Genomic DNA, 22,661 nt, shown 5'->3' on the forward strand with positions numbered 1-22,661 from the left:
GGGGCAATAAGCGGGGGCATTCTGTCACAGATTGCCGGCGCCGTGTGCGGGCGGGCCCGAGGCGCACGTACAACATTCCGTGGCGGCATTGACTTTAACAATCAGTTAAGATGCGAGCGAGAATTCCCAGTGGAGCACCATGTTGTCACGTCGACCGATTTCCCGCCCGCAACAGTCGTCCCAGCTACTTTCCCGGCTCGCGCGCCATGCGCTGACGGGATTGAGCGCATTGGCTTTCGCCACGTCCGTGCATGCGCAAGCGACGCAGGAAAATGCCCCCGCGGTCGACTACACGGTGCGCATCGACGCCCCGCGCGCGCTCGAAGAACTGCTCGAAGATAACCTCGACCTGATGCGCTGGCGCGGCAATGCCCGGGTCGACCTCGAACAGTTGCAACGCCTGGTCAAGGAGGCGCCCGAGCAGGCGCGCACCCTGATCGCCACCGAGGGCTATTACTCGCCCAAGATCTCGGCCGGCCTGGATACCAGCGGCGCGCGGCCGGTGGCGCGCGTCATCGTCGACCCCGGCCAGCCGGTGCTGGTGGGCGACGTCGACCTGGTGCTGCAGGGCTTCGCCTCGTTCGAGGAAGGCGGCGCGCCGTTCGACGCCAATGCCCTGCGCAACCGCTGGACGCTGCCGGTCGGCAGCCAGTTCAGGCAAGGCGACTGGGAAAGCGCCAAGAACGGCCTGCTGCGCGACGTGGCGCAGACGCGCTTTCCGCGCGCGCGCCTGGTCGAGACCAGCGCCACGGTCGATCCGGATTCGCGCCGCGCGCTGCTGCGCGTGGTGATCGACTCCGGCCCCGAGATGCGCTTCGGCGAGCTGCGCATCCGCGGCCTGACGCGCTATCCGCGCGAAGTCATCACCAACCTCAACAAGATCAACCCCGGCGACGAATACAGCGAAGCGGCCCTGCAGGCCCTGCAGTCGCGGGTGCAGGACACCGGCTACTTCAGCAGCGTCGAGGTCAGCACCGACATGCGCGCCGTGCTCAATGCCGAGATCGCCGACATCAGGGACGACGCCGACGACGACGCCAATCCGGCGACGCCGGAGCGGCCCACCGGCCCCACGACCCTGCCGGTGGTGGTGCGTGTGACCGAAAACAAGCAGAAATTCGTGGAGGCCGGCGTCGGCTTCTCGACCGACACCGGCGCCCGCGCCTCGCTGGGCTACGACGACCTGAGCGTGTTCGGCAAGCGCTTCAAGAGCGACCTGATCTACGAACAGAAGCGCCAGACCGCGAAGGGCGAATTGTTCTGGCCGACCACGGCCAAGGGCTATAACGACAGCATCAGCGCCGGCGTCGAGCGCGAAGACCTGCGCGGCGAGATCACCACGCTGGCCAGCGTGGGCGCGCACCGCAGCTGGGGCTCGCCGCTGCTCGAGCGCAGCCTGACCCTCGAGGCGCTGACCGAAAAGCGCGAAGTCGAGGGCTTCGAGCCGACCCGCAGCAAGAGCCTGCCGCTCACCTACAGCATCACCAGGCGCCGGCTCGACAGCCTGATCCAGCCGACCAACGGCTATGTGCTGAGCGGCCAGTTCGGCGGCGCCGTGTTGCCGATCCTGACCGATGAGAAATTCCTGCGCATCTACCTGCGCGGCCTGTACTACAAGCCGGTCGGCGCCGCCGGCACCCTGCTCCTGCGCGGCGAGGCAGGCGCCGTGGCCTCGAAGGAAAAGCTGGGCGTGCCGAGCACCTTCCTGTTCCGCGCCGGCGGCGACCAGTCGGTGCGCGGCTACGGCTACCAGGAGCTGGGCGTGCAGCAAAACGGCGCCACCGTCGGCGGGCGCTATCTGGCCACCGCCAGCGCCGAATACCAGTACTGGTTCAAGCCGCCCTGGGGCGTGGCCGTGTTCTACGACGTCGGCAACGCCGCCGACAGGTTTGGCGACCTCAATCCCAAGTCGGGCTATGGCGTCGGCGCGCGCTGGCGCAGCCCGGTCGGCCCGATCAACGTCGACCTGGCCTATGGCCACGCGGTGCGCAAGGCGCGCCTGCACTTTTCACTCGGATTCACGTTCTGATGGATACACCTGAAGACAAGCCAATCACCCGTCCGGCGCCCGACCAGGCGCCGGGGCCCACGCCGCGCCGCTGGCCGCGCCGCGTGGCGATCGGCGTCGTCGCCACCGGCGTCATCGTCGGCGGTGCGCTGTGGTATCTCGGCCGCGAGAGCACCCTGCAAATGATCGTCCAGCGCGTGGCCGACGCCACCGGCGGCAAGCTCACCGTCCTGGGGGTCACCGGTTCGATCTACGGCGCCATGCACATCGAGCGCCTCGTGTGGCGCACCGACGAACAGATCGTCACGGCGCTCAAGATCGACGTCGACTGGTCGCCGTCGCAGATCCTGTCGGGCGGCATCCTGGTCGACAAGCTGTGGGCCGCCAGCGTGCGCATGCAGACGCTCAAGGAAACCGATGAACCCTCGGTGCTGCCGGCGAGCCTCGCGCCGCCGTTCCGGATCGAGGCCGACGATGCGCGCCTGAACCGCCTGACGATGGTGAACGTCGCCGGCGCCGAAACGACGATCGACAATATCCGCGTGCGCGCCAGCGGCGACAAGCGCAGCTGGGTGGTGCAGGATGCAGCGGCCAGCACGCCCTGGGGCCAGGTGGCGGCCAACGTCACGCTCGGCGCCCAGCGCCCCTACAAGATCGACGCTTCGGGGAGCCTGACGCAATCGCAGGCCAGCGCCGGCGCGCGCGCCGCCCAGCTGCAGCTGAAGGTGGGCGGCGACCTCGAGAACGCGACCCGGATCGACGCTACCGGCCAGGCCGGGCGCGCCATCGGCGACGCCCATTTCACCATCGCGCCCTACGCCGAGATCCCGCTGCGCGCACTGCGCATCAATGGCCGCAACCTCGATCCGGGCTTCTTCAACCCCGCCCTGCCGACCGCCGACCTGACCCTGGCCGTGACCGGCAAGCTGGACGCCAACCGCAGCATCAGCGGCAGCGTCGACATCACCAATACCGGCCCGGAAGGCACGATCGACCAGCAGCGCCTGCCGCTGCGCGCCGCACGCGGCCGGCTGGGCGGCAGCCTGGACGCGGTGCAGATCTCCGACGTGCTGCTCGACTTCGGCGCCGCCGGCCAGTTCACCGGCACCGGCGGCGTCCAGCGCGAGAAGGACGAAGAAGGCATCGGCACCGCGCGCTTCGCCCTGCAGACCGAGCGCTTCAACCTGCGCGAAGTCCATTCGGCCATGAAGCCGACCGCGATCAAGGGCAGTATCGCGGTCACCAACGAGGCCACGCGCCAGACGCTGGAAGCGAACCTGCTCGATGCCGGCCTGCGCCTGTCGGCCCTGGCCACGCTGGAAAACAACGTCGCCACGCTGAACCAGGCGCGCCTGACCGCGGGCCGCGGCAGCGTCACCGCCAGCGGCAGCATGAACCTCGAGGGCGACAAGGCCTTCAAGGCCACGGCCAGCGCAAGCAGGTTCAACCCGGCGGACTTCGGCGACCTGCCGGTGGCCGACATCAACGCCACGATCAACGCCGCCGGCGCGCTCAGCCCCGAATGGAAGGTCGACGCCGATTTCGCGGTGCGCCAGAGCCGCCTGATGAACCAGGCGCTGTCCGGCAGCGGCAAATTGAGCGCGGATGCGAAGCGCATCAGCGGCGTCGACGCCAACCTGGCGCTGGGCCAGAACAAGGTCGACTTAAGGGGCGCGTTCGGCGGCGCCGGCGACCGCCTGAACTGGCGCCTCGACGGCCGCCAGCTGGCGGCGGTGCGCAGCGACCTGTATGGCGCGGTCAGCGCCAACGGCGTCGTCAGCGGCACCATGGAAGCGCCGCGCACCACCTTCGAGGTCAACGCGCAAAACCTGGGCTGGGTCGCGGCCCAGCGCAAGAACGGCAGCGGCGTGCTGCGCGCCAGCGGCGAAGCCTGGCTCGGCGGCCCCGAGGCCGCCCGTGCAGTGGAAGTCAAGGCCAGCGGCAGCATGCAGCGGTTCAACCCGGCGGCCTTCGGCTCGCCGCTGGCCGGCAGCATCAATGCGACCTTCAGCGGCAGCGGCCGCGCCGGCGCCGACTGGCGCGGCGCGCTCGACCTGAAGCTGGCCGACGATTCGACCCTGGCCAATTCGCCGCTGCGCGGCCACGCGCGCCTGAGCGCCGACCGCCGCCACGTGTCCAATGCCGACGTCGACCTGCGCATCGGCCCGAACGTGATCGCCGCCAGCGGCGCCTTCGGCCTGGCGCGCGACACGCTGAACTGGAAGATCGACGCGCCGCAACTGGCGGCGCTCGGCCCCGAGTTCGGCGGCGCGCTGCGCGCCTCGGGCGCCTTGTCCGGCACCATGGACACGCCGTCGCTGAGCGCCAGCATCGAAGGCCAGAACCTCAAGGCGCTGGGCACGCACAATGTGCGGTCGCTGCGTGCCAGCGCCAACCTGGGTTCCGGCCGCGGCGCGGCCGATCCGCTGGTCAGCAACGTCGAGGTGCTCGACTACGCCAGCGGCGACACGCGCGTGGCGTCGCTGCGCCTGCAAACCGAGGGCACGCGCGGCGCGCACACGGTCAGGCTGTCGGCGCTCGGTGAGAGCTTCGATGCAAACGCCGAAATCCGCGGCGGCTTCAACCGCGACACCTGGAGCGGCACGCTGGCCGCGCTGCAGAACCGCGGCCGCTACGCCATGCGCCTGCAAAACCCCGTGCCGGTCACGATCGCCGGCGCGCCGGGCTCCGGCCTGGGCGGCCTGGCCAGCCCGCAACGCATCGCCTTCAATGGCGCCGTGATCCAACTGCCGAACGGCAGCATCACGGTCGACACGCTCACCAAGGATGGCCCGCGCTGGAGCAGCCGCGGCCACGCCGACAAGGTGCCGCTCACTTACCTGGCGCAGTTCTCGCCGGCCCTGGCCGACAACGCGCGCGGCGACCTGACCCTGGGCGCGGCCTGGGTCGTGGACATGCGCGCGCCGGTCGCCGACGGCGCCGCGCCCTCGCTGGCCGGCAACGTGCGCGTGTTCCGCGAATCCGGCGACGCCATCGTCGGCGGCGACACGCCGGTGCCGCTCGGCCTGCGCCGGCTGGAAGCATCCGCCGAAGTGGTCGGCAGCAGCCTGCGCGTGAACCTGGACTTCGACGGCGCCCGCACCGGCGTGGCCAAAGTCGAAGCCAATGCCCAGATGCTGAACGGCCGGCTGGAGAGCGACAGCCCGCTGCGCATGACGGCCAATGCCGACATCCCGTCGATCGCCTGGCTGGCGTCGCTGGCCGGCCAGCCGGGACTGGAACTCGATGGCGCGCTGCGCCTGGCCATGACGGGCGGCGGCACCATCGGCCGCCCCATCCTGAACGGCAACCTCGATGGCGACAGGCTCGCGGTGCGCTGGGCCGAACAGGGCGTGCGCCTGCAGAACGGCCAGTTGCGCGCCCAGCTCGGCGGCGACCAGCTGCGGGTGGAACGCCTGACCTTCCAGGGCCGCCAGGGCAGCGCCGCAGCCAGCGGCTTCGTGCGTTTCGCCGACGGCGCGCCGACCATGGACCTGCGCCTGAACATGGACAAGCTCGAAGCGCTATCCCGGCCCGACCGCCGGCTGATCGTGAGCGGCCAGGCGTCGCTGGTGCGCGACGCCAGCCGCTTCGCGCTGGAAGGCAAATTCCGCGCCGACCGCGCGCTGATCGAATTCGCGCCGCAGGGCCGGCCGACGATCTCGGACGACGTCATCGTGCTGGGCCGCGGCGCCGAGAAGAAGACGCCGACCGCCACGGAAAAGGACGTGCCGCTGACGGTCGACCTCGCGGCCGACCTGGGCGACGACTTCCACGTGCGCGCCATGGGCATCGACGCCTACCTGGCCGGCAGCGCGCGGGTGCGCATGACGGGCGCCGGCCAGCCGCGCATCAACGGAACGATTCGTGCGGTCAATGGCACCTACGCCGCCTACGGGCAGAACCTGTCGATCGAGCGCGCGGTGCTGACCTTCAGCGGCCCCTACGACAACCCGTCGCTCGACATCCTGGCGGTGCGCAAGCGCCCCGAAGGCGAACAGCTCTCGGAAACCAACGTCGAAGCCGGCGTACAGGTGCGCGGCACCGCCCAGTCGCCCACCGCGCGCCTGGTGTCGACGCCGAACGTGTCGGACAGCGACAAGCTGTCCTGGCTGGTGCTGGGTCACAGCATGGAAGCGGCCAGCGGCGACCAGAAAGGCGTGCTGACGGCCGCCGCCGGCGCCCTGCTGGGCGGCGCCGGCGGCACCGGCGGTATCCAGTCGAAGCTCGCCAACTCGCTGGGCGTGGACGAACTGGGACTCAAGCAGGGCGCCGGCGGCGGCGATTCCGATGGCCTGGAAAGCACCGTGGTCACGGTCGGCAAGCGCATCTCGTCGCGCGCTTACCTGAGCTTCGAGCAGGGCACCAGCACCGCCTCGAGCCTGGTGCGCCTGCGCTACAAGCTCACGCCGCGCATCACGCTGCAGTTCCAGACCGGGACCAACAGCGCGCTCGACGTGCTGTATTCGTGGGCCTTCGACTAAGTTGAGAGCGGCCACCTGCGTCCTTGCCGTGCTGCTGGCGCTCGCCCGCCCGGTGGCGGCGCAGGGCCATGGCGACCTGCTGCGCTCGCCCGAGCGCATCGAATGGGAGGCCGGCGGCTTGTACGAAGGCCGCTTCCCGGACGGCACTGCGTTCCAGCTCGCGCTGGCTTACCCGGCGCCAGGCGGCGTGCCGGGCGACGCCGCGAAGATCATGGACAGCGCGTACTGGTTCCCGCGCGACTACACCGGCCAGGCCCACGCGCTGGCGCTACTGGAAGCGCCGCCGGGCGCGCTGAACCTGGTCCCGCTGCTCGACTCCGGGGCCCAGGGGCCGGAGCGGCTCGCGGTCGACCTCGACGCCGACCGGCGCGGCGGCAAGGGCAGCTGGCGCCAGGCGCCAGACACGCCGGCGCGGTCGTTCGCGCTCGAGCGCATCGTGACCTACCGCGCGGTCGCCCTCAACCGGCCGCAGGCCCGGGCCGAGGGTGCGGACCCGCCACTCGTGTTTTCCGCGCTGTTCCCGGTGTTCGGGGACGCCGCGCTGGACGCGTGGGTGCGCGAGATGGCCGGCCGCTGCGACGCCGACCTTGAATGCACGAACAAGGTCCTGGTGCGCTGGCATTCGCAGGGCCAGCTGTCGCTCGACGCCAGCGCCTGGACCCTCGGCCATGGCGCCGCCCACGGCAACTACCGCTCGTCGATGCGTCACTATGCGCTGGGCGGCGGCAAGGCCGTGCATACCCGTTTCACGGGCTTCGTCGACGCCGGCACCGCCTGCCGCGACCAGGTCTCGGCCGCGCTCGTGGCGAAGCTGGCCGAGCAAGGGCTGTCGTGGGCCGAGCAAGGCGCGCTGGACGTGTTCAGGGAACCCAAGTTCATTCCGACGCCATCCGGCATCGAATTCCACTGGGATCCGTATGAAGTGGGCAGCTTCTCCCAGGGCATTCCGAGCGTGTTCCTGACCCGCGCCGAGCTGGAGGGCTGCGTCAGGAACTTGCCGCGCGGCGCGAGAATCGCCGCGGACGGGTAGAATTCGCGCATGCCGCGTAAAACTCCCCTCTTCCCCGGCCCGCGCACCGCGCGCGGCGCGGTGCTGGCCGTCCTGCTGTCGGGCGCCGACCAGGCCGGCGCCGAACCGCTGCGCGGCCGCGTGACCCTGGCCGCCATCGTCCGCGCGCTCAAGCGCAAGTACCACTGGCCGATCGACACCACGAGCTTTCCGTCCAACGCCGCCGACGGCCGCGCCACCTGGGCCACGGTCTACAGCCTGCCGCAGGACGTCATCGACGCGGCGCTGGACGCGAAGGGCCGCGACTGGCTCAAGAGCAGTAATCCATAAATTTTGTTCATGAATAAGCCATCGTATTGATGTTCATGTATCATCAATAAATGGCCCGTGACAATATCAACGACATTCTCGTCTTTCTCGCCGTCGCCCGCGAGCGCAGCTTCACGCGCGCCGCGGCGAAGCTCGGCATGACCCAGTCGGCGCTCAGCCACATCGTGCGCTCGCTGGAGGCGCGCCTCGGCGTGCGCCTTCTCACGCGCACCACCCGCAGCGTGTCGCCCACCGAGGCCGGCGAGCGCCTGCTGCAGAACGTGGGCCCGCGGCTGGAAGAAATCGAGGCCGAGATCACGGCCGTCAGCGACCTGGGCGACAAGCCGGCCGGCACCATCCGCATCACCGCGATCGACCACGTGATCGACACCATCCTGTGGCCGCGCATCGCGCCGCTGCTGCCGCAATACCCGGACCTGCACGTCGAGATCAGCTCCGACTACCGCCTGATCGACATCGCCGCCGAGCGCTACGACATCGGCGTGCGCCATGGCGACCAGCTAGAGAAAGACATGATCGGGGTGCGCCTGACGGACGAAGTGCCGATGCGGATCGTCGGCGCGCCCGCCTATTTCGAGCGGCGGCCCGTGCCGGCCTCGCTGCAGGACCTCATGAAGCACAACTGCATCACCTTGCGCCTGCCCAGCAGCGGCGGGCTGTATGCGTGGGAACTGGCACATGCGGGCCAGCCGCTGGAAGCGCGCGTGCGCGGACAGTCGGTGTTCACCAACGTCTACCACATGCTGGACGCCGCGTTGCACGGCGTCGGCCTGGCTTTCCTGCCGGGGAGCCTGGTCGACCCGCACCTGGAAGCGGGGCGGCTGGTCAGCGTGATGGACGACTGGTGCGTTCCCTTCGAACCCCTGCACGCCTTCTACCCCAGCCGCCGCCATTCCTCACGCGCGCTGATGCTGGTGATCGACGCCATCCGCCATCAGGACTGATGCACGGGGATGGCGCCGATCCTGCCTGGTCAGGCCAGTGACGGCATCTTATCCAGCATCTTGTCGAGCGTGACCGGATAGTCGCGCACGCGCACGCCGGTGGCGTTGTAGATCGCGTTCGCCACCGCCGCGCCGACGCCGCACAGGCCCAGTTCACCGACGCCCTTGGCCTTCATCGGCGACGTCGTGGGGTCGCTCTCGTCGATGAAGATCACCTCCTGATGCGGGATGTCGGCATGCACCGGCACCTCGTAGCTGGCCAGGTCGTGGTTGACGAAGAAGCCCAGGCGCTTGTCGACGGCCAGGTGCTCCATCAGCGCGCCGCCCACGCCCATCGTCATCGCGCCGATCACTTGGCTCCGCGCCGACTTCGGGTTCAGGATGCGGCCCGCCGCGCACACCGACAGCATGCGCCGCACGCGCACCTCGGCCGTCGCCACGTCCACCGCGACTTCGACGAAGTGCACGCCGAAGGTCGACTGCTGAAACTGCTTTTCCAGGTCGCAGTATTCCATCGTGTCCTCGGCCACGATCGCGCCGCCCTTGGCCACCTCGGTCAACGGCACCGAGCGCGCGCCCACGCGCACCGCGCCATCGACGAATTCGGCCTTGGCGGCGTCCAGTCCCGCCTTTTGCGCGATCTGCTCGCGCAGCTTGACGCAGGCCGCGTAGACGCCGGCGGTGGAACTGTTGGCGCCCCACTGGCCGCCCGAACCGGCGGACACGGGGTAATCCGAGTCGCCCAGGCGCACGTTGACGCGCTCGACCGGCAGGCCGAGCATCTCGGCCGCGGTCTGGGCGATGATGGTGTAGCTGCCGGTGCCGATGTCGGTCATGTCGGTTTCCACCGTCACCTTGCCGTCGCTTTCCAGGCGCACGCGCGCGGCGGACTTCATGTTCATGTTGTTGCGGAAGGCCGACGCCATGCCCATGCCGACCAGCCACTCGCCCTCGCGCACCTGGCCCGGCTGCGCCTTGCGCTTTGCCCAACCGAAGCGCTCGGCGCCCTGGCGCAGGCACTGCACGTAGCGGCGCTGCGAGAACTTGCGGCCCGCCTTTTCAGGGTCGACCGTGGTGTCGTTGACGATGCGGAAGGTGACCGGGTCCATCTTGAGCTTCTCGGCCATCTCATCCATCGCCACCTCGAGCGCCATCATGCCCGGCGCCTCGCCCGGCGCGCGCATCGCATTCCCCTCGGGCAGGTCGAGCGTGGCCAGCTGCAGGCGGGTCAGGCGGTTGCCGCCCGCGTACAGCAGGCGGGTCTGCTGGACCGCGGTTTCCGGCTGGCCGCCCGGCAGGTCGCCCGACCAGCTTTCGTGGGCGATCGCGTTGATGCGCCCTTCGCGCGTGGCGCCGATGCGGATGCGCTGGATCGTGGCCGGACGGTGGGTGGTGTTGTTGATCATCAGCGCGCGCTGCAGCGCGACCTTGACCGGCCGCTTGGCCGCGCGGGCGCCGAGCGCCGCCAGCACCGCCTCGGCGCGCAGGAACAGCTTGCCGCCGAAGCCGCCGCCGATGTAGGGCGAGATCAGGCGCACGTTGGCGGCCGGGACGCCGAGCGTCTTGGCCAGGTCCTGCTTGCCCCAGTCGATCATCTGGTTCGACGTCCAGACGGTCACCTTGTCGCCATCCCACGAGGCGATCGAGGCATGCGGCTCCATCATCGCGTGCGACTGGTCGGGCGTGGTGTAGGTGGCGTCCAGCTTGACCGGCGCGCCGGCGAAGGCGCCGTCGAAATCGCCGACCATCGACTCGGCGTCCCCGGTCTTGGGCGTGACCGCCGCGTTCATCGCCGCGGCCAGGTCATAGGAGCCGTTCGCCTTCGCGTACTCGACCTTCACCAGCGACGACGCCGCGCGCGCCTGCTCGAAGGTCTCGGCCACGACGATGCCGACCGCCTGGTGATAGTGCTGCACTTCGGGCCCTGCCAGCAGGTGGGCGGTGTTGAAGTTGCCCTTGCCGAGCTTGCCGGCATTCTGGTAGGTGACGACGGCGATCACGCCCGGCGCGCGGCGCGCGGCGGCGGTGTCGATCGACACGATGCGGCCCTTGGCGATCGCCGCGCCGATGACGTAGCCGTAGGCGGCATTCGGCGCCGCCGCATGCTGCTCGTAGGCGTAAGGGGCGCCGCCGGTGGTCTTGAGCGGGCCGTCGATGCGGTCGAGCGGCTTGCCGACGACCTTCATCTGGTCGATCGGATTGGTGGTTTCGGGTTTGGTGAATTTCATGGTCTCAAGCCTTTCTTTCAGCTCGCACGGGCTTGCGCCAGGATGGAATCGAGCGTGCGCTCGACGAGCAGGATCTTGAATGCGTTGTCATCGGTGGTGCGGGCGCCGGCCAGCAGTTGCGCGGTGGTGGCCTTGCCGCCGCGCGGCAGCTGGCTTTCCGCCGCCGGCACGCGCCACGGCCGGTGCGCCACGCCGCCCACGGCCACGCGGCCGCTGCCGTCCGGCTGCACCACGGCCGCCACCGAGATCAGGGCGAACGCGTATGAGGCGCGGTCGCGCACCTTGCGGTAATAGTGCTTGCCGCCCAGCGGCTTGGGCAGGGTCACCGCCGTGATCAGCTCGCCCGGCATCAGGCTGTGCTCGATGTGCGGCGTGGCGCCCGGCAGCCGATAGAAGTCGGCGATCGGGATCGTGCGCGCGCTGCCGTCGGGCCGCACGGTCTCCACGCCGACGTCGAGCAGTTGCATGGCCACCGCCATGTCGCTCGGATGGGTCGCAATGCAGGCATCGCTCTGGCCGACGATCGCATGGCCGCGCGTGTGCCCGCCGATGGCCGTGCAGCCGCTGCCGGGCACGCGCTTGTTGCACGGCATATTGGTGTCGTAGAAGTAGGGGCAGCGGGTGCGCTGCAGCAGGTTGCCGGCGGTGGTCGCCTTGTTGCGCAGCTGGGTCGAGGCGCCGGCCAGCAGCGCGCGCGACAGCACGCCGTAATCCTTGCGCACGCGCGCGTCGGCCGCCAGGTCGGTGTTGCGCACCAGCGCGCCGATGCGCAGGCCCCCCTCCTTCGTCGCCTCGATCTTGTCGAGCGCCAGGCCGTTCACGTCGATCAGGTGGGCCGGGGTTTCGATCTCGAGCTTCATCAGGTCGAGCAGGTTGGTGCCGCCCGCGATGAAACGCGCGTTCGGGGTCCTGGCGGCGGCCGCCGCCGCTTCGGCCGGGGTGGCGGCCTTCTGGTAGCTGAATGCCTTCATGCCTTGACTCCTCCCACTTCCTTGATCGCGTCGATGATGTTCGAATAGGCGCCGCAGCGGCAGATGTTGCCGCTCATGCGCTCGCGGATCTCGTCGACGGACAGCAGCGGCCTGGCGTTCAGGTCGCCGGTCACATGGCTCGGGATGCCCTGGCGGATCTCGTCGATCACCGCCACGGCCGAACAGATCTGCCCCGGGGTACAGTAGCCGCACTGGAAGCCGTCGTGCTTGATGAAGGCCGCCTGCATCGGATGGAGCTTGTCTGGCGTGCCCATGCCTTCGATGGTGGTGATCTCGGCGCCGTCGTGCATGATCGCCAGGCTCAGGCAGGAATTGATGCGGCGGCCGTCGACCAGCACCGTGCAGGCGCCGCACTGGCCCTGGTCGCACCCCTTCTTGGTGCCGCTCAGGTGCAGGTTTTCGCGCAGCGCGTCGAGCAGGGTGGTGCGGGTGTCGAGCGTCAGTTCGCGCGCCTGGCCATTCACGCGCAGGGTGACCTTGCCGGTCACCGGCGCCGGCGTCTGCGCGCCGGCGGCGCCCTGCCCCGCCGCCTGGGCGCCGGCCAGCGGCAGGGCCGCCGCCGTCGCGCCGAGCGCGCCGCCGATCAGGACACCGCGCCGGGTCTGGTTGATATTGTTGGAGTCGTCCATCGGGTATGTTTCCTTCTGTCAGCGGTTTAAAAATCCGGTTGATGTTACGGCAAGCCCTTCCCGCGATTCATGAAGGACGCGGCATGGGCTTATGTTTCCTGTTCATGAATCGGGATGGCGTGCCGACCATCCGGCGGGCCCGCCGATGGTTCAGGCGGCCAGGGTGGCGTTGTCGATCACGAAGCGGTACTTGACGTCGCCCTTGAGCATACGCTCGTAGGCGCCGTTGATGTCGTCGGCGCGGATCATTTCGATGTCGGCCACGATGCCGTGCTCGGCGCAGAAGTCGAGCATTTCCTGGGTTTCCGGAATGCCCCCGATCATCGAGCCGGCGATCGCGCGGCGCTTCGTGATCAGGTTGAATACCTGCGGCGACGGATGCGGCGACTCGGGCGCGCCGACCAGCACCATGGTGCCGTCGCGCTTGAGCAGGCCGAGGAAGGCGTCCAGGTCGTGCGGCGCGGCGACCGTGTTGATGATCAGGTCCAGGCGCCGGGCCTGGGCCGCCATCGCGCCGGCATCCTTCGAGACCACGACTTCGTCGGCGCCCAGGTTCAGGGCATCCTGGCGCTTCGATTCCGAGGTGGTGAAGGCGACCACGTGCGCGCCCAGGGCGTGGGCCAGCTTGATGCCCATGTGGCCCAGGCCGCCGATGCCGACGATGCCGACGCGCTTGCCGGGACCGGCGTTCCAGTGGCGCAGCGGCGACCAGGTGGTGATGCCGGCGCACAGCAGCGGCGCCACGGCCGCCAACTGCTCCTGCGGATGGCGCACGCGCAGCACGAAGCGCTCGTCGACCACGATCTGCTGCGCATAGCCGCCCAGCGTGTGGCCCGGCGCGTCCGGGGTCGGGCCATTGTAGGTGCCGACCATATTGTCGCAATAGTTCTCGAGGCCTTCGCCGCAGTCCGCGCAGGCCTTGCAGCTGTCGACCATGCAGCCGACGCCGACCAGGTCGCCGACCTGGTGGCTGGTGACGTGGGCGCCGACCGCCGTCACGCGGCCGACGATCTCGTGGCCCGGCACGCAAGGGTACAAGGTGCCGGCCCATTCGGCGCGCACCGTGTGCAGGTCGGAGTGGCAGACGCCGCAGAAGTCGATGTCGATCTGGACGTCGTGCGCGCCTGGTGCGCGGCGGGTGATTTCCAGCATTTCCAGGGGTTGGTCGGCGGCATGCGCGCCATAGGCTTTGACTGTCATGGGGTTTTCCGTATTTGAATAGGGTGGCCGACGCGAGAGTGCCAGCGGTGCGCATCACGCGATTTGTCAGGAAAACATGTTATCCGCAAATTCATGACCAGAACCGGCCCAATTTTGACTGGGCTTATGAATTTTTCTCATGAATTAACTACACTTGGCTGGACGGACACGCCAGCCGACGCGGTTCATGGCTGGGCTATCCGGGCAAAGCCGCATCGTTCATCGCAATTCCCCTGACCGTCCAGGATCAGGCAAACCCATGCCTGCCAGAGCACTCCGGCGACAGGGTTCCTTTTCCAGTGGCACAATTTTCGGCCGAGCATCGCAACCATCTTCCGGCGAGGCGCATTGAACTCATCCATCGACAACCTGGATCACCACGTCGAGCACCTGAGCGGCAAGCGGCGTCCGGTCGTGCGCCTGGTGGTGGCGGCCACCGCCCTGGGCTGCTGCGTGCTGGTCGCGTTCGCGGCCTGGTTCATCTGGTCGTCGCGGCATGCGCAGATCCGGCAGACCGAAGTGGCGACCGCGAACGTGGCGCGCATGGTCGGCGTCCAGGTCGAGATCGCGATGAAGGCCACCACCATGGCCCTGGCGAACGTGGTCGAACGGGTGGAGCACGACGGCGCCGACGCGGCCGCGCTGAAGCGGCTGCAAGCCCACCTGGTGGTGCTGGCCAGGACCGCGCCCGAGCTGCACGGGATCTTCGTGTTTGCCGCCGACGGCCGCTGGCTCGCGTCCTCGCTGACCGGAACGCGCCAGGGCGACAATTCGGACCGCGCCTATTTCGAGCACCACCGCACCGATGCCGGCCGCGACATCCATGTGGGTCATCCGGTCCGCAGTCGCTCCACCGGGGTCTGGGTGCTGCCGATCTCGCGCCGCATCGACCACCCCGACGGCAGCTTTGCCGGCGTGGCGCTGGTGACCCTGAAGGTGAATTCCTTCGATCGCCTCTACGACGAGCTGGATGTCGGAAAGACCGGCACGGTGCTGCTCGCCCTGCAGGACGGCACGGTGGTCTACCGCCGCCCTTTCGACGACCGGCTGATCGGCACCAACCAGGCGCGCGGCGCGATATTCCGGGCCATCGGGGAAAACGCGGTCGGCTCGGACTTCCTGGTCGCCCGGGTCGACCATATCGAGCGGTTGTAGAGTTACCGGCGGGTCGACGACTCTGCCTTCGTGATCGCCGTCGGCCAGGCCAAGGACGAGCTGCTCGGCCCCTGGAAACGCGCCAGCATCCTGATCGGCGCGGCGGTCTTCCTGATCGCCGCCACGTTCGCCCTCTTCGCCCGCAAGCTGATCGGGCAATTCATCATCCGCGACCGGCTCGACCAGAAGCTGCGCGCCTATTCGCAAGACCTGCGGCGCGACAATCTCGGCCTGCAGCAGCTGGCCCATACCGACACGCTGACGCGGCTGGCCAACCGGCGCCGCTTCGACGAGGTGCTCGCGCAGGAGCTGGCGCGCGCGGCGCGCGGCAACAACCCGCTGGCGCTGATCCTGCTCGACGTCGACTTCTTCAAGAAGTTCAACGACCACTATGGCCATCCGGCCGGCGACGCCTGCCTGCAGGAGGTGGGCCGCATGCTGGCCAGGCAGGTCAACCGCAACGGCGACCTGGCGGCGCGCTATGGCGGCGAGGAATTCGCCATCATCCTGCCGCATACCGACCTGGCCGGCGCGACCGCCGTGGCGGAGCGGATCCGCGCCGAGATCATGGCGCTGCGCCTGCCGCACCGGGAGTCGCCGCTCGGCATGGTCAGCGCCAGCCTGGGCGTGGCCGCGCTGGTCGCGCCCACGGACGCGCGCGACCTCGTCGCCCGCGCGGACCGGCAGCTGTACGAAGCCAAGCGCCGCGGCCGCAACCGCGTCTGCGGCGACGGCTGCGCACCTTCGGCGTCAGGCGGCCAGGCCGCGCAGTGAGGCGACGATGTCGTGCAGGCTGGCGACCTCGCAGCTCGGGATCGCCTGCGAGTCGTTGGCCAGGCGGCCGGGATTGAACCAGCAGCTCTCGATGCCGAAACGGTTGGCGCCGAGGATGTCGGCGTCCAGGCGGTCGCCGACGATCACGGTCTCGTGCCTGGCGAAGCTGCGCGCCATCTTGCTGGTGAACTCGAAGAAGCGGCTGTCGGGCTTGGCGAAGCCGCAGGCTTCGGAGGTGGCGACGAAGGACAGGTGGGGCTTGAGCCCCGAACTGGCGATGCGGCGGTGCTGGATCTGGTGGGCGCCGTTGGTGATGATGCCCACTTCGCCGATGCCGGCCAGGGTGTCGCACAGCTGGACGGCGCCGTCGACCAGCACCACGGTGTCGGCCAGCGATTCGACGTACAGGTCGCTGGCGCGCTGCGGATCGAGCTCGATGCCGTTGTCCGCGAAGGTCTTGCGAAAGCGCTCGACCTTGAGGAAGTCCTTGGTGACGGCGCCCTGTTCGAAGCGGCGCCACAGCGCGAGATTGGTCGCCTGGTATTGCCGGAACAAGTCGCCGACCTGCTCGCGCACGCCGAGTTGCTCCATGGTGCGCAGAAAGGAGCGCTGTTCGGAGGCGCGGAAATCGAGCAGGGTGTCGTCGAGGTCGAACAGGAAAAGTCGGTGTTTCATGACGTCGGGAGGAGAGTGCAACTGTTACTTCATGGTAGCACGCTCCCCCGGACGCGGTGCGGCTCAGCTCGGCTTGTGATCGGGCACCGGTTCCTCGTCGTTCGGCAGGTGCACCGGCTGGTGGTGCGGGTGCGGCGTGTCGAAGGGCTCGGGCATCGGTTCTTCGATCGGCGCCGGATCGGGGGCGCGGTGGGCGTGGACGGGCAAGCGCGGCGGCTTGCGAAGCTCGTGTCGAACTGCGTGCATGATGTGGTCTCCTGGCAGGAATGCGGTTCGAGCTACCTTATCATGCTGCCCGGCGGGACGGCGCGCGCCGGCCGTGGGCTACAATGCATTCTTCCTGAACACAGCCTTCTTGCCGCACATGGAATTGTCGATCACCACCCTGGCCCTGCTCGTCCTGACCCCGCTGCTGGTGTGGCGCATCTACAGCCGCATCAAGACCCGGATGCAGCGCCAGCGCTCGATCGTCTCGCGCCACTACACCGGCGTGCTGGTGTTCGGCGCGATGATCCTGGTGCCGCTGGCGCAGCTGTTCGACACGCCCTATAACCTGGCGGCGCTGGTGGTCGGCGCCGGCGGCGGCATCGGCTACGCCGTCTGGGGGCTGAAATTGACCCGGTTCGAGGAAACCCCGCAGGGCTACTTCTTCACGCCGCCCGCGCGCCTGGGACTGGTGATGGCGATGATCCTGGTGGCGCGCCTGCTGTACATCGGCATCGAAGTGTATGCCAACCAGGGCAAGGGCATCCCCACCCCACGGCTGACCGACAGCCCGCTCACCATGCTGTGCGTGGGGATCACGGCCGGTTACTTCGGCTACTATTCGGCGGCGCTGCTGCGCTGGCGGCGGCGGGCGCGCAAGGCGATCGACCAGGTTTGATCGTGCGCGGTATGCGGGCATCCTTGGGTTCCCGCCTTCGCGGGAACGACGTGCTCGAGTACGTGTCCGAATTCATCATCGCACGATCAGCGTGCGAATCAAGACAACGTCGTTCCCGCGAAGGCGGGAACCCAGGTCCGTAGCCCACCACGCACGCGACCAATAACGAAAAAGGGATCCACCACGGATCCCTTTTTCGTTACGCGGCCTTCGCCCCTTCTTTTCTCCGCTGCAGCACGAAGATCGGCTGCGCCCACTGCATGTCCTTCTTCTTCTTGCTCGTGATGAGCGTCAGTTCCGAAGGATCGTAGACGTCGGTGTTGTGCGTCAGCGGCGTCGTCATCAGGTACTGGGCGTCGGTGTTCTTCAGGAACTCGCCGACCAGCTGGATATTCCTGATGTCCAGGTGCGCGAACGGTTCGTCGATGAACACGAAACCGCCCGAGCCTTCTTCGGATTTCAACAGACCGATCAGCAAGACCAGCGACTTCATCACCTGCTGGCCGCCCGAGGCTTCGCCGTCGTTCATCCCGATCTGGTCCTTGCCGTCGAACTTGAAGCGCACGTGCAGGCCCGCCTGGGACAGCTGCACGTCGTCGTTCTCCAGCCGCACCGGGTCGGCCTGCACGTCGATGCCGGCCAGCGAACCCAGTTCGCGGATGTTCTTGGTATAGGTCTTGATCGTGTAGCGCAGGCGCTCGATGTAGGCCCCGCGCGCATTGCCGGTGGCCTCGATCGCGCGGTTGTTCTGGTAGCGGCGCTCCTCGGTCTCGCTCTGGCGGCTTTCCAGCTGCTCGTGCAGGCGCGCGTACTGGTCGATCACGGTCGGATCCAGCTCCCAGTCCTCGCGCGCCAGCGAATGCTCGAGCGAACCGAGACGCAGGTTGACCTGGTGCGCGTTCTGGTGCTTGGCCACCAGGTCGCCGCGCCAGTTGGGGTTCTTCCAGGCGACGGGCACCGCGCGCCAGCCGCGGCGCAGCTCCAGCAGCGCCTTGGCGTGCTCGCTGCGCTGCTCGATCTGGCGCCGATGGTTCAGGCGCATGCCGGCTTCGGCTTCCGACAGCGCCATGCGCGCGTTCTGCCACACGGTGTCGGCGCGGGTGCGCGCCACCGTGGCGTCCTTGCTCAGGGTCTGCAGCTCGCCCAGGCGCGCGCCCACTTCCATGCGCTCGGCCTTGAGGGGCGCAATCGCGCGCGCGGCTTCGTCGAATTCTTCCTGGCGCGCCGACAGCTCCTTGGCGGCGTCGACGCCGGCGATGCGCGCCTTCAGGCCGCCCACTTCGGCGGCCAGCTTCGAGATCGCGAGGGTCAGCTCGTCCTCTTTCTTTTCCAGCGCCGGCATCAGCTTCTGGATCGCTTCCAGGCGCTGGGTCTTGCCGGCCGCGCCGAAGCGGTAGCGCGACGCCTCGACGAACAGCGAGCGGCCGCCGCGGCGTTCGCGGTGGTAGGCGTCCGGCGTGATCCATTCGTCCGAGCGGCTCTTGAAGCCGTCGTCGACCGAGTCGACGCGCTCGATGCGTTCGAGCTGGTCGATCAGCCAGCCCGGCGCTTTACCGGAGAAACGCACCACCGACAGCAGGCTGTCGTCCTTCACCACCGGCGCATTGACGCAATCGGGCACGATGAAGTGGCGATAGCGTTCCTTCTCCGCCAGCCGGTAGGCCGCCGGCGCATCTTTCGCGTTCTCCAGCAGCACCACCGAGGCGTAGCCGCCCAGCACGCCCTCGACCGCGCCCTGCCATTTCGGATCGGTCACCTCGACGATGTCCGACAGCATGGCGTGGGCGATGCCCTCGTCGCGCAGCGCGCGGCGCATCAGGCGCTGCGCTTCCGGCTCCGGCATCGAGGTCTTGCCCTGCAGCGCGGAGATGGTCGCCATCTCGCCCGCGATCTTGCTCGATACCGCTTCGCGCGCGCTCTTCTGGCGCGCCAGCTCGGCTTCTTTTTCTTCCAGCTTCCTGGCCACTTCGGCGATGTCGGCGCCGGCGTCCGCGGCCAGCTTTTGCAGGCGGTCGCGCTGCTCGAGCAGGCTTTCCAGGGGCTTCAAGCGCGTGTTCACCTCGGACAGGCGCTTGGCCAGTTCCGTGCCTTCCTGCTCCAGCGCGGCTTCCTGCTTCTGGGCCTCGGTGAGCGAGCGCTGCTGGCTTGCCAACTGGCTGCGCTTCTCGGCCAGCTGGCCGTCGGCCTGCACCAGCGGCTTTTTCGCCTCGCGCAGCATGCGGCTGTTGCCGGCGGCCTTTTCGCGCGCCTCGTGGTATTGCAGCGCCGGCAGCACTTCTTCCTGCAGCGCGCGCCGTTCCTTGTTCAGGTCGGACCACTGGTGGTGGTTGGCCACGCGCAGGCGCAGCCCCTCCAGGTTGGTGCGCGAGGTTTCGAGTTCGGTCTCGAAGCGTTTGAGCTCGACCTCGGTGTCGCGCTGGTGGCGCTTGGCTTCGTCGTAGGCGTCCAGCACTTCCTTGTCGCCGAAGACCTGGAACACCAGGTCCAGCAACTGGCGCGGCGCGTATTCGCACAGCTTGTCCGTCTCGCCCTGCTCCAGCGCCAGCACCTTCGACATCGCCGGCGACAGGCCTGCCGAGGCCAGGCGTTTGCGGTAGTTCTCGACGCCCAGCCAGTCGGTGGCTTCGGTCACTTCCTCGATCTCGACGTTACCCGGACGCATCAGGTACTGGCGCTTCCAGTCGCCGCCGTTCTTCTGCACCTGGCAGAACAGCGTCACCTCGTCGTCCGAGAAAAAGCCCGAATGGCGGAACGGGCGGTTCGACAGCTGGCGTCCGACCGGCTTGTTGTCGACCACGGCGCGCAGCCAGGCGCTTTGCTGGCCCGAGTGGCGCGCATAGTGCTTGTACGTGCGGCCCATCGAGCAATCGAGGCCGAACAGGGTGCGCATCGCGTCGAGCAGCGTGGTCTTGCCCGAGCCGTTCTGGCCGGCGATCGTGATGATCTTGGCGTCCAGCGGGATGTTCTTGATCCGCTGCCAGTAATCCCAGTGGACCAGTTCGAGTGATTTAATGTGGAACATCGGCTATCTCAGTTCGGGGTATCGGTTGCTTCATTGGCTGCCTCATTGGCCACATCATTGGCCACATCACTGGCCACACCATCGGCCGCATCGGGCTGCTCGAGCGCCACCGCATCGTTGGCGGCTTCGGCCTCGGGCGCGTCGACCGCGGCCACCCTGCGCGGAGCGGCTGCCAGCGGCGCGCGCTTGAACACTTCGGACAGCGCGCCGTTGATGATGCGCTCCTTGAGCACGTCGGTGTCCATCATCAGGTCCAGCAGCGGGCCTTCCAGGATCACGTCGCCGCGCCGTTCGATGAAGCCCAGCTTGGACAGCACGCCCAGGTTCATGTCCATGCGGGTCTTCTTGCCGAGCTTGTCGCCGAAGTCCGACAGCAGCGCGGTGTACGAGATGCCGATCGACGCGTCTTCGGCGCGCGGGATCGGCGACTCCTTCTCGAACATGTCGTTCTGGTCGTCGTCCACCGTGGTGTGGGTTTCCTGGCGCTCGCGCTTGGGCAGGATGATCTGGGCCCACAGCACTACCAGCAGGGCCACGCCGTCGCGGGTCAGGCCGAAGTTATTGTTCTGCCAGATGTCCTTGGCGCCGAAGATCTTCGGCTCGACGTTGCGGTGCAGGGCCACGGTCACGTGGTCGGCGTACACGTTGTCGAGCAGTTTGAGGCCCGATTCGAGCAGGCGCTTGTCGACTTCGGCGCGGAACTGGTCGTCCGACAGCGCGCGCTTGACCATCTTGTCGTCGCGGCGCAGGGTCTGGTGCGTCAGCAGGCGCGCGATCAGGATTTGTGCATCGTCATTCATGTGGGCGTGCCGTCCGAAGGGTGATCTGGATTGAGGGAGAGGGTAGCGACCGACATGGCCGCCACTTCGGGGTCGTCGAGTTCGATCATCTGGTCCTGGGCCTCGAAGGCGAGCGGCAGGCGCGCCAGCTCGGCGGTCGCGCCCTGCAGGCTGGCCTCGGCCGCATCGCCCAAGAGCGGCAGCAGCGAGGCGCGGTAGGACGCCAGGGCGAAGCTGGCCGGCAGCAGCGATTCATGCAGCTGCACCCGACGCGGGCCGACTTCCGAAAACTCGGGGAAGTTGCCCAGGTTGGCGAAGTCGGACAGCTTGTTGATCCAGTCGTTCAGCTCGACCATCATGGCCGGGCTGTCGTTGATCGTCAGCGGCGCGTCCTGGCCGCTCGGCAGGCCCTTGGGGCCGGTCGAGATCACGCGCTCGGCCAGGAGCTCGGTCTCGGCCACGTCGATCATCTCGGCCGGGGTGGCGAACAGCGGCGTCACCGGGCGGTCGATCGCGCCCGAGGCCAGGCTCGCCAGGTCGTCATGGGCCAGCAGCCAGCGCTTGACGTCGGTGGTCGACAGGCCGGACTGGCCCAGGTGCACGCGCTGGCGCTCGATCTGGTTCAGCGCACGGGAAAACATGCCTTGCATGTTAAGGAGCGCGCTTTGTGCCCTGCCGATGGCCTGGGCCGCGCGGTGGGTGGCGGAATCGGCGCGCTCGTCCGAGGTAATGGCGCGCAGGATGACCGAGCCCTTCTCCACCCAGTCGCAGGCCATGTGCCACTTGGCCTGCGAGGTGCGCAGGCGAAACTCGGAGCCGGAGGCGATCGCGTCGCGAAATTCCTCGGTCAGCTCGATCAGGCGGCCCAGCAGGTGCTTGAGCTGGTCGACAGTGACGCCGCCGACCGCCTGGGCGCCGGCCACCTGCGACAGCAGGAAGCCCATCTCGGCGTCGTCGTCTTCGGGCTTGCCCAGCGCCAGCAGGGTCTCGAGCGCGGACAGCACGTTGCGCGCCAGCGGCGTGATGCGGTACACCGCGCCCGGGGCGTCCCAGGCCAGCAGGCCGTGGCCGCGCAGGCGGTTGAGCACCGTCTCCAGGCTTTCGGGAATCAGGTAGGCCAGCTTCTGGTTGATGTCGGCGCGCGAAAACGCCGAGCTGGCGGTGTCGCCGGCCAGTTCGCGCAGGACGAGCAGGCGCACCAGCACGCCATCCTGGGAGCCGTGGAACAGGGCCGTGAAGGCCGACAGCATCGGCTGGGCACGCTTGAGGTGGAAGACCTGCTCGATTTCGTCGGGCGCGACGCCTTCCTGGAAGTGTGCTTGCAGCGGATCAAGTTCCGGCGCTAAGGCCGGGGAGTCGGCAGCGAGGGCCGCGCCGGCAAGGGGATCGATCATCGTTGTTACCAGTCTCTCGTGCGCGGTCGAGACGGGCCTGGCATGACCGATATTGACGATGTTGACAATATCTACATGAACGTACTGACAGGCCCGACCGGCTTCGCGGGGGCGTCAGTATAACAGGCTGGACTGGCCAGTCAGCGATTGCCAAC

At 68.4% G+C, this 22,661-nt stretch carries 17 protein-coding genes; 8 read left to right on the plus strand and 9 right to left on the minus strand.

Features of this window, described 5'->3' with window-relative positions; all coding sequences use genetic code 11:
* The first annotated feature begins 139 nt into the window (after positions 1–139).
* Genes ABIB38_RS18045 through ABIB38_RS18065 form a run of 5 tightly spaced genes read left to right on the plus strand, consistent with a single transcriptional unit; the run spans position 140 to position 8,775 of the window.
* Positions 140–2,029 (plus strand): autotransporter assembly complex protein TamA, encoded by a 1,890-nt coding sequence (locus ABIB38_RS18045; RefSeq protein WP_429205934.1) that lies wholly within the window; start codon positions 140–142, stop codon positions 2,027–2,029.
* Positions 2,029–6,492, plus strand: a complete 4,464-nt coding sequence (locus ABIB38_RS18050) for a translocation/assembly module TamB domain-containing protein (protein WP_429205936.1) — start codon at positions 2,029–2,031, stop codon at positions 6,490–6,492. Before ABIB38_RS18045 ends, ABIB38_RS18050 begins: the two co-directional genes overlap by 1 nt.
* Position 6,493: 1 nt before the next feature.
* A complete protein-coding gene (locus ABIB38_RS18055) occupies positions 6,494–7,522 on the plus strand; it encodes an RsiV family protein (RefSeq protein WP_429205938.1) in 1,029 nt (342 codons plus the stop codon).
* Positions 7,523–7,531: 9 nt separating this feature from the next.
* Entirely contained in the window at positions 7,532–7,831 is a 300-nt protein-coding gene (locus ABIB38_RS18060) for a hypothetical protein (protein ID WP_429205940.1), read from the plus strand.
* Between the two features lie 50 nt (positions 7,832–7,881).
* Complete coding sequence (locus ABIB38_RS18065; protein WP_429205942.1) at positions 7,882–8,775, plus strand: LysR family transcriptional regulator; 894 nt, start codon at positions 7,882–7,884, stop codon at positions 8,773–8,775.
* Positions 8,776–8,804: 29 nt separating this feature from the next.
* Here the strand turns inward: ABIB38_RS18065 and paoC are convergent, their stop codons facing one another.
* From paoC to ABIB38_RS18085, 4 genes are all read right to left on the minus strand, one after another.
* Entirely contained in the window at positions 8,805–11,003 is a 2,199-nt protein-coding gene (gene paoC, locus ABIB38_RS18070) for an aldehyde oxidoreductase molybdenum-binding subunit PaoC (RefSeq protein WP_429205944.1), read from the minus strand.
* 17 nt (positions 11,004–11,020) lie between these two features.
* Positions 11,021–11,974: an FAD binding domain-containing protein gene (locus ABIB38_RS18075; protein WP_429205945.1), complete on the minus strand. Its 954-nt coding sequence runs from the start codon at positions 11,972–11,974 to the stop codon at positions 11,021–11,023.
* Positions 11,971–12,624 carry an aldehyde dehydrogenase iron-sulfur subunit PaoA gene (paoA, locus tag ABIB38_RS18080; protein WP_429205946.1) on the minus strand — a complete coding sequence of 218 codons (654 nt, stop codon included), beginning with the start codon at positions 12,622–12,624 and terminating at the stop codon, positions 11,971–11,973. Before paoA ends, ABIB38_RS18075 begins: the two co-directional genes overlap by 4 nt.
* 150 nt (positions 12,625–12,774) lie before the next feature.
* Positions 12,775–13,824 carry an NAD(P)-dependent alcohol dehydrogenase gene (locus ABIB38_RS18085; protein WP_429205948.1) on the minus strand — a complete coding sequence of 350 codons (1,050 nt, stop codon included), beginning with the start codon at positions 13,822–13,824 and terminating at the stop codon, positions 12,775–12,777.
* A 348-nt stretch (positions 13,825–14,172) separates the two neighbouring features.
* On the opposite strand from ABIB38_RS18085, the gene ABIB38_RS18090 reads away from it, so the two are divergent.
* Both ABIB38_RS18090 and ABIB38_RS18095 read left to right on the plus strand, forming a co-directional pair.
* Positions 14,173–14,979, plus strand: coding sequence for a cache domain-containing protein (locus tag ABIB38_RS18090; RefSeq protein WP_429205949.1), 807 nt, complete (start codon positions 14,173–14,175; stop codon positions 14,977–14,979).
* A 30-nt stretch (positions 14,980–15,009) separates the two neighbouring features.
* A complete protein-coding gene (locus ABIB38_RS18095) occupies positions 15,010–15,753 on the plus strand; it encodes a diguanylate cyclase (protein ID WP_429205950.1) in 744 nt (247 codons plus the stop codon).
* Here the strand turns inward: ABIB38_RS18095 and ABIB38_RS18100 are convergent.
* A complete protein-coding gene (locus ABIB38_RS18100; RefSeq protein ID WP_429205952.1) occupies positions 15,730–16,428 on the minus strand; it encodes a YjjG family noncanonical pyrimidine nucleotidase in 699 nt (232 codons plus the stop codon). The genes ABIB38_RS18095 and ABIB38_RS18100 overlap by 24 nt on opposite strands.
* A gap of 63 nt (positions 16,429–16,491) precedes the next feature.
* A complete protein-coding gene (locus tag ABIB38_RS18105) occupies positions 16,492–16,674 on the minus strand; it encodes a hypothetical protein (RefSeq protein ID WP_429205953.1) in 183 nt (60 codons plus the stop codon).
* A gap of 73 nt (positions 16,675–16,747) precedes the next feature.
* Here ABIB38_RS18105 and ABIB38_RS18110 point away from each other — a divergent pair, with 73 nt between their 5' ends.
* Positions 16,748–17,311, plus strand: coding sequence for a hypothetical protein (locus tag ABIB38_RS18110; protein ID WP_429205954.1), 564 nt, complete (start codon positions 16,748–16,750; stop codon positions 17,309–17,311).
* A gap of 199 nt (positions 17,312–17,510) precedes the next feature.
* Here ABIB38_RS18110 and ABIB38_RS18115 read toward each other — a convergent pair whose 3' ends face one another.
* Genes ABIB38_RS18115 through ABIB38_RS18125 form a run of 3 tightly spaced genes read right to left on the minus strand, consistent with a single transcriptional unit; the run spans position 17,511 to position 22,506 of the window.
* On the minus strand, positions 17,511–20,333 hold the full coding sequence (locus ABIB38_RS18115; protein ID WP_429205956.1) for an ATP-binding protein: 2,823 nt from the start codon (positions 20,331–20,333) through the stop codon (positions 17,511–17,513).
* An 8-nt stretch (positions 20,334–20,341) separates the two neighbouring features.
* Positions 20,342–21,133 (minus strand): hypothetical protein, encoded by a 792-nt coding sequence (locus tag ABIB38_RS18120; protein WP_429205957.1) that lies wholly within the window; start codon positions 21,131–21,133, stop codon positions 20,342–20,344.
* Complete coding sequence (locus ABIB38_RS18125; protein WP_429205958.1) at positions 21,130–22,506, minus strand: hypothetical protein; 1,377 nt, start codon at positions 22,504–22,506, stop codon at positions 21,130–21,132. The genes ABIB38_RS18120 and ABIB38_RS18125 overlap by 4 nt, the downstream gene beginning before the upstream one ends.
* Positions 22,507–22,661: the final 155 nt, after the last annotated feature.

The sequence above is a fragment of the Massilia sp. UYP11 genome, assembly GCF_050434805.1.
GTDB lineage: Bacteria > Pseudomonadota > Gammaproteobacteria > Burkholderiales > Burkholderiaceae_D > Telluria.